13 protein-coding genes are annotated in these 13,056 nt (G+C 40.9%); 6 read left to right on the top strand and 7 right to left on the bottom strand.

What is annotated here, in order from left to right; translation table 11 throughout:
- Window positions 1–190: 190 nt before the first annotated feature.
- Together AAEY99_RS19875 and AAEY99_RS19870 are read right to left on the bottom strand one after the other, a co-directional pair.
- Window positions 191–1,771, bottom strand: a complete 1,581-nt coding sequence (locus AAEY99_RS19875) for an MATE family efflux transporter (RefSeq protein WP_162022837.1) — start codon at window positions 1,769–1,771, stop codon at window positions 191–193.
- Window positions 1,772–1,831: 60 nt separating this feature from the next.
- On the bottom strand, window positions 1,832–2,662 hold the full coding sequence (locus tag AAEY99_RS19870) for an ion transporter (protein ID WP_162022836.1): 831 nt from the start codon (window positions 2,660–2,662) through the stop codon (window positions 1,832–1,834).
- 166 nt (window positions 2,663–2,828) lie between these two features.
- Here AAEY99_RS19870 and AAEY99_RS19865 point away from each other — a divergent pair, with 166 nt between their 5' ends.
- Both AAEY99_RS19865 and AAEY99_RS19860 read left to right on the top strand, forming a co-directional pair.
- Window positions 2,829–3,332, top strand: coding sequence for a L,D-transpeptidase family protein (locus AAEY99_RS19865; protein ID WP_101087500.1), 504 nt, complete (start codon window positions 2,829–2,831; stop codon window positions 3,330–3,332).
- A gap of 52 nt (window positions 3,333–3,384) precedes the next feature.
- Window positions 3,385–3,987 (top strand): VOC family protein, encoded by a 603-nt coding sequence (locus AAEY99_RS19860; RefSeq protein WP_351011703.1) that lies wholly within the window; start codon window positions 3,385–3,387, stop codon window positions 3,985–3,987.
- Window positions 3,988–4,417: 430 nt separating this feature from the next.
- Here the strand turns inward: AAEY99_RS19860 and AAEY99_RS19855 are convergent, their stop codons facing one another.
- The 4 genes from AAEY99_RS19855 to AAEY99_RS19840 all read right to left on the bottom strand — a co-directional run bounded on the left by AAEY99_RS19855 (window position 4,418) and on the right by AAEY99_RS19840 (window position 6,454).
- Window positions 4,418–4,876 (bottom strand): GNAT family N-acetyltransferase, encoded by a 459-nt coding sequence (locus tag AAEY99_RS19855; protein WP_351011701.1) that lies wholly within the window; start codon window positions 4,874–4,876, stop codon window positions 4,418–4,420.
- A gap of 21 nt (window positions 4,877–4,897) precedes the next feature.
- A complete protein-coding gene (locus tag AAEY99_RS19850; protein WP_101087497.1) occupies window positions 4,898–5,209 on the bottom strand; it encodes a hypothetical protein in 312 nt (103 codons plus the stop codon).
- A gap of 155 nt (window positions 5,210–5,364) precedes the next feature.
- Window positions 5,365–5,889 carry a GNAT family N-acetyltransferase gene (locus AAEY99_RS19845; RefSeq protein WP_351011699.1) on the bottom strand — a complete coding sequence of 175 codons (525 nt, stop codon included), beginning with the start codon at window positions 5,887–5,889 and terminating at the stop codon, window positions 5,365–5,367.
- A gap of 196 nt (window positions 5,890–6,085) precedes the next feature.
- A complete protein-coding gene (locus AAEY99_RS19840) occupies window positions 6,086–6,454 on the bottom strand; it encodes a PH domain-containing protein (protein ID WP_182745026.1) in 369 nt (122 codons plus the stop codon).
- 434 nt (window positions 6,455–6,888) lie between these two features.
- Between AAEY99_RS19840 and norV the strand changes: the two genes are divergently transcribed.
- The 3 genes from norV to AAEY99_RS19825 all read left to right on the top strand — a co-directional run bounded on the left by norV (window position 6,889) and on the right by AAEY99_RS19825 (window position 10,141).
- On the top strand, window positions 6,889–8,403 hold the full coding sequence (gene norV, locus AAEY99_RS19835) for an anaerobic nitric oxide reductase flavorubredoxin (protein WP_351011697.1): 1,515 nt from the start codon (window positions 6,889–6,891) through the stop codon (window positions 8,401–8,403).
- Entirely contained in the window at window positions 8,400–9,545 is a 1,146-nt protein-coding gene (norW, locus tag AAEY99_RS19830) for an NADH:flavorubredoxin reductase NorW (RefSeq protein WP_182745025.1), read from the top strand. Before norV ends, norW begins: the two co-directional genes overlap by 4 nt.
- A 260-nt stretch (window positions 9,546–9,805) precedes the next feature.
- On the top strand, window positions 9,806–10,141 hold the full coding sequence (locus AAEY99_RS19825; protein WP_351011694.1) for a TehB family protein: 336 nt from the start codon (window positions 9,806–9,808) through the stop codon (window positions 10,139–10,141).
- A gap of 309 nt (window positions 10,142–10,450) precedes the next feature.
- On the opposite strand, the gene AAEY99_RS19820 is transcribed toward AAEY99_RS19825, so the two are convergent.
- Entirely contained in the window at window positions 10,451–11,257 is an 807-nt protein-coding gene (locus AAEY99_RS19820) for an endonuclease/exonuclease/phosphatase family protein (protein WP_351011692.1), read from the bottom strand.
- Window positions 11,258–11,569: 312 nt separating this feature from the next.
- On the opposite strand from AAEY99_RS19820, the gene cls reads away from it, so the two are divergent.
- Window positions 11,570–13,024 carry a cardiolipin synthase gene (cls, locus tag AAEY99_RS19815; RefSeq protein ID WP_351011690.1) on the top strand — a complete coding sequence of 485 codons (1,455 nt, stop codon included), beginning with the start codon at window positions 11,570–11,572 and terminating at the stop codon, window positions 13,022–13,024.
- The last annotated feature ends 32 nt before the right edge of the window (window positions 13,025–13,056 follow it).

The following is a 13,056-nucleotide window of genomic DNA, read 5'->3' as shown; positions in this document are numbered from 1 at the left end:
CTGAGTCTCATCTTCACTGAGTCTCATCTTCACTGAGTCTCATCTTCACTGAGTCTCATCTTCACTGAGTCTCATCTTCACTGAGTCTCATCTTCACTGAGTCTCATCTTCACTGAGTCTCATCTTCACTGAGTCTCATCTTCACTGAATCACATCTAAACTAAGTCACATCTACATAGCATCTATCAGATCAATTGATTTTATCGCTGCTTTTCTCACTGCCAATGTTATCGGTACTAGCGCCATCAGCACCGGCTTTTTCAGTATCATTTGTGTCGCCATTGGCTGTATCGGCGTTGTCTTGTTGAGCAACTTGCTTACACAGTGGATCTTCATCTAATTGAGCCATCTGAGTGCGCCCTGGCATAGGTGAAGGAGCGGCCACCATATCAATGTTTATCGCATCGTCTTCTAGTAGTTGTCGATTAGCACCCGCTGAAAGCATACCTTGGCGGCTAATTTTGTCGACTAATCGATATGCACATAAAATACCTATCACACCAAATATAATTGCCCCAATCACCTGACCAATTAACACCCCAAATACACCGCCCCACTGGGCGCCAAAATACACAAATGGTATGGTGCCGATGGTTGCTTTACCGACATTAAAAAAGGTCGAGTATTTAGCCTTACCTAAATTATTAAATGAGGCATTGGCAATAAACAAAATGCCCGAAAAGATAAAGAACACCGCGATGTACTGACAGAAAAACAAAATAAGCTCTGCCGCATCGCCTTTCATATCAAAACTACTAATAATGACATTTCGTAATAAAAACAGTACCAGTGACACCACCAGAACATAAACAACACAAAATTGAATCGCTTTGTTTAAACTCAATCGAACTCGTTCAATTTCATTGGCACCAAAGTTTTGCCCCACTATCGGTCCGACTGCGCCAGACAATGCAAAAATCATCCCGAACGAGACGGGGATCAAACGTCCTAATACCGCCCAGCCAGCTACATAACTATCACCAAAATCAGCTATGGCACGCGTTACCACCGCATTACCAATGGGAGTTGCCACATTGGTGAGCATTGCAGGTGCGGCTATGGCAAAAATCACCCCTAGGTCTTGCTTGAACTCAATCCACGAAAATTGACCTAACAGCTTATGCTTAACCACCACTCCGCGAGCTGAGATGACAAACACCGCAATACGGGCCAATACCGATGCAGCCGCAGCACCTTCAATGCCCATTGATAAACTAAAGATAAAGATAGGGTCTAATACGGCGTTAACACCGCCACCAGCTAGTGTCGACATCATCGATAGTTTGGCATCACCCACTGCACGCAGCGCGCCGCCAAGCGCCATTGCTAAACAAATAAATGGTAAAGACGGTACCAGAATATACAAATAGCTTTCAGCCAATTCCGCAGTGCGCCCTGTTGCACCCACCAACGCTAACAATTCGGGAATAAACGCGATGACAACTGCAGCCACCAGCACACTGGTAATTAACGTCACGATGGCACTGTTTAAAAATAATCTCTTGGCTAACTTAATGTTTTTCGACCCCACCGCTTTTGACACCAAAGCGCCAAGAGCAATCGATAAGCCGATACCTATCGAAGTCGTAAAAAATGAAATCGTGCTGGCATAACCTGCTGCTGCGGCGAGCTCTATTTCACCAAGTAAGCTCAAAAAGAAAATATCGAGTAAGTCGACCACAAAAAGTGCCGAAATACCCACAGCAGCAGTAGAGCTCATCACCAGGATATGGCGTAAAATGGAACCCTCAACAAATTTAGCAGCGGTCATCAATATCCTTGTGTGTCTATAATAAAAATCAAATCTAAATCAGCTTTACAGGCTGTAACCCTAGAGTTTTTCAAGTTCGCTACCACAATGATTACAATATTCAGCATCTTTATCGTGGCCTTTTTTGCCACAATTACTGCATTTACGTAAATCACGGGTTCTGACCATTTCATGTGAAATTTCAGCGGTTAAAATACCGGTGGGGATCGCAATAATCGAATAACCAATCAGCATAGTAAGTGCCGCAATCCCTTGGCCCAATGGCGTTTGCGGCGTAATATCTCCGTAGCCAACGGTGGTAATGGTCACCACGGTCCAATACATGGACTTAGGAATGGAAGTAAAGCCATTGTTAGGGCCTTCAACCACATACATAACCACACTTAACACCATAATAATCAGGCTTACCGAGAAGAAAAACATAAACACTTTTCGACCGGACTGCACCATGGCTTTGAGCAATATTTGGCCATCGCTTAGGTATCGAAGTAACTTTAATACTCTAAACACCCGGAATAAACGCAGTACTCTTAACGCTAACGCGACATTGGCACCAGGGAAAATCAACCCTAAATAACTGGGTAAAATTGACACTAAATCCACTACACCAAAAAAACTGCGTGCATAGTGTAACCGATTAAGCGAGCAATAGAGCCTTAATATGTACTCAACGGTAAACAATACCGTAAAGGTCCATTCGGCGATACTAATATAGTCACCGTAAAGGGAATTAACATATTCTGTGGTATCGATAAAAATCAATATCACACTCAGTACAATACAGACCATAAGGGCAATATCGAAACGTTTTCCTGCTGGGGTTTCGGTACCAAAAATCACACTTCTAAGCTGTTTTTTTAGTGGACTGTCGGATTTTTCTTCGATATTCATCTTATTATTCACTGTCTCGGGTAATAAATTGCAAATAAACTCGGTTAACTAATATCAATTAACCCTTGTTGTCGTTAAAATCTAACATTGACTGTCGAGTTTTAACATTCGAAATAGGGTCATTTTACAATAAAAATTAAAAAGGTCATTGGTTTACGGAGATTTCATGCGCGCGTTGTACATAATATTTATAGCCTTAATTTTCAGCCCGTCATTGGCGGTTGCCTCTTCAAGCCAAACTACAGCAAAAGTAGATTTAGTTGTCGTCAATAAATCTGAATCACGCTTATCTGTCATGCGTGACGGAAGAGTGATTAAAAGTTACCTTATTGCCATGGGCGATGTGCCAAGTGGTCATAAGCTTAAAGAAGGTGATCAACGTACTCCGCAAGGTCGTTATGTATTAGATTATAAAAAATCTGATAGTGCATTTTATAAATCGATTCATATCTCTTATCCCAATGAAGAAGATAAATTACGAGCTGATGCATTAGGCATTAGAGCCGGTGGCATGATTATGATCCACGGTGAAAACCCTCGTTCAACTTTACCGCCAGAAGAAGCACAAAAGTACAACTGGACCAATGGATGTATTGCCGTCACCAACAAAGAAATGGATGAATTGTGGCAAATGATTGATGCTGGTACACCGATTGAAATATGGCCATAAGCTTATTCAATCTCAACCATACCATTTTTTGCTTTGTTTCTTGGGTTATTAAATGAATTACCAACATCTACAACATACTTGGGCAGACTTTAGCCAGCGCATAAGCGCGTTTATTCATCGGTTAGGTTTAGACAACTTAGCATTGAATTGTGATCATGCTGCTCTGCGGGTGAACGATAATCAAACAGCGCAGTTACTCGTCGATGAATTTAGTCAACACGGCAAAATCATCTCTAATAACATCATCAACGGTCGGCCGATTTTAATCATTAAATTAGCCGAACCATTAGTTATCGGTGCGATGAAAATTCAATGTGTTGAGCTGCCCTTTCCATCTGACAAATCTTATCCGGTTGAAGGTTGGGAGCATATCGAATTAGTGTTCCCATCACAGGCACAAACCTGTGATGAACTCGTCGCAGAGCTTATTGAAAAAGTGCCACTACTGGCTGATGTTATTGCGGGTAATACTATTGCAGGTAATACTATTGCAGGTAGTGACGAAAACAGTGATATTAAGGTTAAACAAAGTTCGCCAAAAGGTGATAAAGAGCGCCTTGCTAACCCAACTATCGCATTTAAGGCCAATGGCATTTGCGTTAAAGTACATCCGCACGATATTCAAAAAATTGTTGAGAGTGAACAAGCCTGCTAGGCATAGTACTAATAACGCTTTGTCTGGAAACTGCAGCACTAATATAAAACAAGCCAAACTCAGTTATGCCAATGCTATAACTGAGTTTGGCTTGTTTAGATCAATGATAGAAAGGTTGTAAATCATTAAGCTTTTCAAAACCCATTTAGAGGTCAGTTTTTATGCTTAATTAAAAATCTTAGCGATAAGTAATGCAACACAGGCAAAGCTGTGTATGCCAGTAACAATGAATCAAACAAAAAAATCCACTTTACAATAACCCACTTATCTTTTCCTGTGCACAAGCTATGGCTAAAAAATGCTACACACTCACCTTCTGGGGTCATTAATATCACGATGGCAATGCCAAAAATAATGAAGAAGAGTAATAGTCGCTTACACATTTCATAAATTAGCGCTTTGCTAGGCTTTACCTTTATCACAAATCAATTTACTCAATTAATCTTGTCATAAACAAGCTATTAGGATCTAGTTCATAGTCCGCAAATGGGCCGCTGTAATCAAATTGATGTCGTTCATACAAACGCCTTGCTGGCGCAAAAAAATCCATCGATCCAGTTTCCAAACTCAACCGCTGATAACCACAAGACTTAGCTACGCCCAATATGTGCGATAACAATGCCGATGCTACTCCTTGGTTTCTCGCCATTGCAGCCGTTCGCATAGACTTAATTTCGCCGTGGGTTGGCGTTAACTGTTTTATCGCTACGCACCCAAGTACTATGCCACCTTGTTTGGCACACCAAAAAGTAATTGATGGATGTTTTAAGGCTTCAATATCTAATGCATGAACACTACCCGGTGGCGACGTTGCATACATGTCAGCCAAATGTGCTTGCAGTAACTCAACCACGCCAGAGCCCTGTAAATCATCAATCATAATATCCATGTGCCAAGGCTTCCTTTTGAACTATGATCGTTTATGAAATGCATTTTTATCGAGTAGTTTAATCACCAAATCGATACGTTTATGAGCTAAATAATCATCTCGATGGCTAAAGCCAATCGCGACAAATAACAGTAGCAACCACACAAAATTTTGTTCTACTAATAGGTCTACTTTTGCAATATATAAAATAGCGCCAATAGTCGCCAAACACATCAGCCATTGGATTAACCACGTATATGGTTTGGGTCTCAGTTTATCTAAATCTGAACGTAAAGCGGTAATGCTATCCGTTTCATAAGATTGGATAATATTATCTGCTTGAGATTCATTCATTCTTACACTCCATTGTAAAAGCCACTCAGTTAATGAGCGAAACGTGGTTAATTAAACCGTTGCGACAATACCCTAAAAGTGAGTCGTGTCACCTAGATTTTGCTGAAAACTATTTTGCTGAAAACGTCGATTTTATTGAGAACATGACTCATTTATTAACCACATAATTCCAGTATCATGGTTTGAGTCAGTAATGCACTACCCTCTCGTAGAGTCTGTGTTTCACCAGCAGCAACAAAACCAATTGATTTATAGAGATTAACAGCGGCCTCGTTAACAATAGTAACCTCTAAGCAAACGACTTTTCGATTAGATTTTTTGGCCCAATCAATAATGCTATTCAGTAATAACTTACTAAGTCCATATCCGCGCGCGCGTGGTGACATCCACATTTGATACACATGTGCAGCATCAGTATCCATAGGACTAGAACTAGAACTATGGATCTGTCCCCATGCTAAGCCTACGGCGACGCCATCAAGTTCAGCGATCAGTGGCAATGCATGCTTTGCTCGATTGCTTGCATTAAGACGAGAAATCCACTCTTCGTCGGTAAATTCAGCTTCTCGTTCATAAGTCGAGCCAAACGAATCTGGCGAGTCTTGTAATGCTAATAAACGTAACCTTCTATAGATTTCCCAATCACTCATCAGCAACACTCTGATTTGAACATTAGCCATATTTACAATTTTACACCCCACGTTTTAGTCTTTCTCGACGCCAGATAACTGACGAAACGACCCACTTAACACTCCTCAGTTTCAGCATTAAATTCTAGACTAAACTCATATTTTACAACAGATTAAACCTTAATGGTTCGTTTGTTGAAATTATCAATTTATTAAGCAATTATTGACAATAGCGGCATTTGCAGAACTATAATAAATAACCTGAGATTATTTTTGATATCTCCAGCATTGAGGCCTTACCAGTAAACTCAAACCTAACTTTGCCTATCGCTGAAAAGTATATTTCTAGTTCGGAATCGAGATCGAATGTCCCCGATGTTTCAATTGAGTAAGCGACGATATTTTTGTAAGGCAAAGATGTAAAATCTTTTTTACTTCCTGTAATGCCTTGAACATTAACAGCGATAATTCTTTTACTGGTAAAAATGACACCATCACGCATGGATTTATATGAATCAATGACTCGTTCATCATCGATAAGTAAATCGCGGGCTTTGTCTGCAAAATCAGAATCCTGCTTCAGTTTGAAAAAACCTTTATTATTAAAATCTATCATCTAACATCCTTTTTATATCTGACATCCAAAGGGATTGAATTAATACAAATTTTACGACATAAACAGCTCAGTAAATTTCGTGGTTATCGTATTCTAGTGAATAGCCTTAGCTTAATGTAATAACAATAACATTACAAAATGCAACTGAAGCAAGCATTTATCTCAGTTTGTATTAGCTGATAAATAGCGATAAAGCCTGTGATTGGCATTTCATCAATAATGTCGTTTTAGAACACAACAAGAAGTCAATATGACAACTTAGAGTCATATTGACAGTATACAGCATGTCTTTATGACACCAATAAAATTCACTAAATATACATTACCTGCATATAATCAATAAGATAAATAGTTGGCATGCACTCTGCAATAACGAAGTTAACTTTTGAAATATCTCTATCAACTTTAACTTCTAATTTATTACAGGTGTACATATGACAATTCACATTAAAAATAACATCGATTGGGTTGGACAACGTGACTGGGAAATATTGGACTTCCATGGTACTGAATATAAAACCACCAAAGGCACCAGTTATAATAGTTACCTTATTCGTGAACAGAAAAATGTCTTAATCGATACTGTTGACCATCGTTTCAGCCTGCAATTTATCCAAAACCTTGAGATGGAAATTGATCTCGATAAGATTGATTACATCGTCATTAACCATGCGGAAGAAGATCACTCAGGTGCCTTAGCGGCTTTAATGGCTAAAATTCCTAATACCCCGATTTACTGTACCGAAAATGCTATCGACTCTATTACTGGCTTACATCACCATACAGAGTGGAATTTTAATATCGTTAAAACCGGCGATACCTTAGACATTGGTAACGGTAAGCAGCTCGTGTTCATTGAAACCCCTATGTTGCATTGGCCTGACAGCATGATGACCTATTTAACGGAAGATGCTGTGTTGTTTAGCAATGATGCGTTCGGTCAGCATTATTGTGATGAGCATTTGTTTAATGACGAAGTAGACCAAATTGAATTGATGGATCAATGTTTACGCTATTATTCCAATATTTTAACCCCGTTTAGCTCGCTGGTTACCGCTAAAATTAACGAAGTGCTGAGTTTTAACCTGCCTGTAGACATGATTGCTACTGCCCATGGCGTGGTGTGGCGCGACAACCCTACCCAGATTATTCATCAATATCTGCAATGGGCAGATAACTATCAGGAAGACAGAATTACCATTTTTTATGATTCGATGTCTAATAACACCCGCATGATGGCCGATGCCATTGCTCAAGGCATCCACGACGTTGACCCTGTTGTGTCGGTTAAAGTGTTTAACGTGGCCCGTCATGATAAAAATGACATATTAGCTAACGTGTTCCGCTCCAAAGGTATTTTGGTGGGTTCATCAACCATGAACAATGTCATGATGCCAAAAGTCGCGGGCATGTTAGAAGAGATCACTGGCCTGCGCTTTAAAGATAAAAAAGCCGGTGCATTTGGAAGTTATGGTTGGAACGGTGGCGCAGTTGACCGTATTCACACCCGTCTTACTGATGCTGGATTTGAAACCATTGTCGGCTTGAAAGCAAAATGGCGCCCTGATGGTAAAGCGATGCGTGAATGCCGTGAGCATGGCCGTCAGATAGCCAAAAGCTGGGCATGGCACGATTTAAGTAATGTAAAATCCATTTCACCGGCATCGCTAGCTAAAAGCACTCAAGCGACTGTAACCACTAAGCCAATGCCAGCAGTTCAAACAACTCAAGCAATCAAACCGACATGTACAACAGCGACAGCAATGAGTGATTCACAAAATATGCTCTGCACTGTGTGTAATTGGGTATATGAGCCAGTATTGGGTGAGCCTAATCAAGAAGTAGAACCAGGAACACCGTGGAGCGAAGTACCAGACTTTTTCCTTTGCCCAGATTGTGGCCTTGGCAAAGATGTATTTGTCCCTATTGCTGAGAGGAAAGCATCATGAGCGCCCCCATCATTATCATCGGTAGCGGCTTTGGCTCATATCAACTAATCAAAACCATTAGACGCACAGATAAGCATTTACCGATAACCGTGTTCACCCTTGATGAAGGCCACGATTATAATAAACCGGACTTGAGCCATGTATTTAGTAACAAGCAAAACAGTGCGGACTTAATCCGCCTTACTGCACAAGAGTTTGCCTCCGAGAATAATATTACTCTGCATGCTTTTACCAAGGTTGATTGCATTGATAGTGAACAGCAAGCGGTGTTTGTTGAAGGTGTTGCTTATCCTTATACAAAACTGGTGCTAGCAACAGGAGCAAAAACCTTTGTGCCATCAATGCTTGGTAACGCAACAGACAGTGTGGTCACCTTAAACAGTCTTAGTGAGTTTAATAATGCGCAGCTGCAACTACAAAATGCACAACGTGTTTTGGTTATTGGCGCGGGTATTATCGGCACTGAAATAGCCATGGATCTTAATCGCAGCGGTAAAAACGTCGTGGTGGTTGATCCAAGTCACGGCGTGATGGCAACCATGCTGCCAGATTTAGTCGCCAGTGTTTTACAAAAGAAGATGGTCGATAACGGTGTTGTATTTGAGTTTGGCCGTACCATTAGTTCGCTAAACAAAACTGAATCAGGTATTTGTGCCACACTCAGTTGTGGTAATACCCATATTGTCGATTGTGTTATTTCAGCTGCGGGATTAAAGGCTAATGTTGGCTTAGCACGAAAGTCAGGATTCAAAGTCAATAATGGCTTAGTGGTTAATCTGCAACTGCAAACCTCAGCGAACAATGTTTATGCCTTAGGAGATTGCGCCGAAATCAATGGTAAGGTGATGTCCTACTTGCAGCCCATTATGTTAAGCGCCAATGCGTTAGCGAAAACCTTATTAGGCCAACCGACAGATTTGAAACTACCGGCTATGTTAGTCAAAGTTAAAACACCGCAAATGCCCATTCAATTAGGCGGGAATACCGTAATTGACGTTGCATCGTGGCAGGTTGATATTGATGCTCTGGGTTGCTCAGTAAAAGCGTACAATGAGCAAAAACAGATAATCGGTTTTGTGGTAACAGAAGGCCACATGAACAATACCTTCCCGCTACTCAGAGCCTTACCAGCAAGTCTTTAGTATTTTATCGAGTAGGCTTTACTCATAAAGCCTACTCATCAATCAACTTAACCTGAATTTGGGATAAGGGATGAACTTATGCTATTTAAAATCAGCATGTTAACCCTCCTCACTTTCAAGCTTGTCATTGGTTATGCGAACAAGGCGAATTGACGCGTCAATAGCTAGCCTATTGTAAGTCGATTCAACGCAGTTAGCAGGGCAAAGGACTGTTTGAAAGGCGTTTATTATCCCGAGTTCAGGTTATTTAGGAGAACATTATGTCTCATCAACGTATCCCAGCAAACTGGACAATTCAACGCTCTACGCCATTTTTCACCACTAAAAATGTGCCTGATGCGCTACTGACTCACCACAATACCGCCGAAGGTGTATTCGGCCAGTTATGTGTAATGGAAGGTGTGGTCACGTATTTTGGTTTTGCAGACAGCGAAGCAACTGAACCAGAAGTAAAAGTGGTGATCAAAGCAGGCCAATTTGCCACTAGTCCACCAGAGTACTGGCATCGTATTGAATTAAGCCCTGATGCCCAGTTCAATCTTAATTTCTGGTCTGAAAAAGATAAAACCGGCCAAGCGATATTTAATAAGAAATAATTAATTGAAGCTGTGGCAGATAAAAATCAGTATTGAGAGACATATCAAGCTACTGATATAGTCGTTTAATCAGCGGGTTAATTAACGATAAGATCATAATGTATTATGCTCTTATCGTTTTAACTTGCACAAAACACACATTAAATCGTTAAAGGTTATTTTACTCGAATTGAAAAATGACTGTGAATCGATTTTAACATTGATGTACCTGTCAGCCGCACCAATCAATTAATCTTGAGCGAGCCCATGCGGACTTTATGACCTTTAGCACAACTTTAATCAGTTAATAGCCGTCATAAACGATGAGCGTTAACTTTCGCCTAATCTAAATTGCGCTAACAAAGGATAATGGTCTGAGCTTTTAGTCATAATGACCCGAGATGACTCTAAAGTTAGTCCTCGATAATAAAGGTGATCAATTGGATAACCCATCACGGTTGTGCGTTTGTCATCCGCGGGGATCACCGCTTTTAGCCCTAATTTCTTTGTCATCAAGGCTAACATTGATAATCTGGCTTGACGCCAAGTATTTAAATCCCCGCCGAAAATTATCGGTCCTTTATGAGCACTTAACGCTGGTAGTAGCTGCTGTAACTGCGCAGCATAACTGTCTAGATCATACTCAAAGTTAATACTGTGCAAGTTAGCCACCAGCAAAGTTTCACCATTCGATAAGGGGAAATAACTTAACAAACTCGACTTGGGAAACTGTATTAGGGGTTCAGCCGTCAAATAACCGCAACTTTCACTCGCAGCAACTTGAGACAAGCTCATCACCCCTAGTGGTATATGGTCTTGGCTAAATGCTTGCACCATCGCCAATTGTTGGTGATGTTGTTGGCGCCACAACTGAAACTCGTCAGATAACTTCACCTCTTGCAGCAACAATAATTGATGTTGTTTAGCTAACTGACTGAGCAGCATTTGCCAGCCAGCATTTTGCTGTTTATAAACATTCCAGCTCGCGACCGCCAGTTGGCCATCAGTATCCAATTTAGCGATAGGTGTGGCTTTTACACATTGTGCAGCAAACGACTCTTGCTCATTATTAATCACTTGAGGCTCTGTGGCTAAATGAACAAATTTTGGCACAACCACAACTGTCATCATCAACAATATGACGATAACCAGACTTCCCCATCGAGCAAGCCCAAGCAGTTTACGCTTAGGCTGTAAGGTCGATGTTGGCTTTGAGCGAAAAATACCGATGGATGAATACCTCTATTCGTTTTGGGAGGGCTATCTGAAAATGACTTAAAGTGATGCTAGCGTTTGGTTCGCTTTAAACTGAATAGCACCAGAGTCTTTATAATAAAACAAACTGTTTGATATACCCAGCCGTACAGACGGATGACTGTAGACCATACCGATTGAAAACCTGATATGATAAGTGCATGTTTTTCTACATGATTGATACACTGGCTAGCTATGGTTGAGCTTTATAAAATATTAACGATAATCAGCGTATTAGCTTATTGGCTGCTCATTGCTGGTATCACCACGCGTATTGTCTATAAACGGCGATCTATTGGTGTTTCCTTAGCTTGGATGATGCTTATTTTTGTTGTCCCCATCTTAGGTATTTTCCTTTATTTCCTCGTTGGCGAGATGAACCTTGGTAAAACCCGCGCAGTGAGAGCTAAAGAGATGTACGGCCCCTATCGGGAATGGTTTCGTCGACTGTTTGCCATTCAGCAATATCGTCCTCACAACTTAAGTGATTACGCGATTCCCATAAGCCATTTATGTGAAAAACGTCTGGGCATTCCTACGTTAGCCAATAATCAACTAACACTTAAATCATCCGCCGAAACGATTTTAACAACCCTGATTGAAGACATACAACAAGCGCAAACCTCGATTCATTTAGAGTTCTATATTTGGCATCCTGGTGGGCTTGCTGACCAAGTTGCCCAAGCACTTATTCAAGCTGCTCAACGCGATGTGGCAGTGAGAATATTATTAGATGCTGCAGGAAGTCGAACCTTTTTTAACAGTAAGTGGCCAAAAAAAATGCGTGAAGCTGGCATAAATTTGGTATCCGCACTGTCTGTTTCTCTTGTACGTATGATCTTCCGCCGTTTAGATCTTCGCCTTCATCGTAAAATAGTCGTGATAGACAACCAAATCGGTTATACCGGCTCAATGAATCTAGTCGATCCTAAATATTTTAAGCAAAGCGCTGGTGTTGGTGAGTGGGTTGATGTCATGGTGAGAATTACCGGCTCCAGTGTGCCAGTGCTTAACTGCATTCTCGCCTGGGATTGGGAAACCGAAACAGACCAGAGAATGTTACCCGAACCGCCACAATGCCATCCGCACGACGAGGAACCATCCGACATGGTTCAAGTTATTCCATCAGGACCCGGCATGCCTGAGGATATGATCCAACAAGTTTTATTGCTCAGTATTTATCAAGCAAAACACAGCATCACCATCACTAGCCCTTATTTTGTCCCCAGTGAAAACCTACTGTTTGCATTAACAGCAGCTGCATTACGGGGTGTGGAGGTCAATTTAATCATACCCGATAAAAACGACTCAATGATGGTGGAATGGGCCAGCAGATCTTTCTTTGGCGAGTTACTGAATGCAGGTGTCAATATTCATCGTTTTCGTGGCGGTTTACTGCACACAAAGTCAGTGGTCATTGACCTGCACCATAGTCTAATCGGCACAGTTAATCTTGATATGCGCAGCCTATGGCTTAACTTTGAAGTGACTCTTTCTGTTGAAAATTTAGAATTCACTCAATCGCTTAGTGAAGTCCAACATCAATATATAGCTAATTCAATAAAAATGGATGCGCGCCAGTGGCGTAAAAGACCGTTAGTAAAACGATTAGTCGAGCAGTTTTTTTACTTATTTAGCCCACTACTTTAACGATAAAGTAAAAATTAATGCGACTTTGCTAG

This window comes from Shewanella sp. S1-58-MNA-CIBAN-0166 (assembly GCF_040310085.1).
Classification (GTDB): domain Bacteria; phylum Pseudomonadota; class Gammaproteobacteria; order Enterobacterales; family Shewanellaceae; genus Shewanella.
This window is presented reverse-complemented; position numbering and strand designations above follow the sequence as displayed.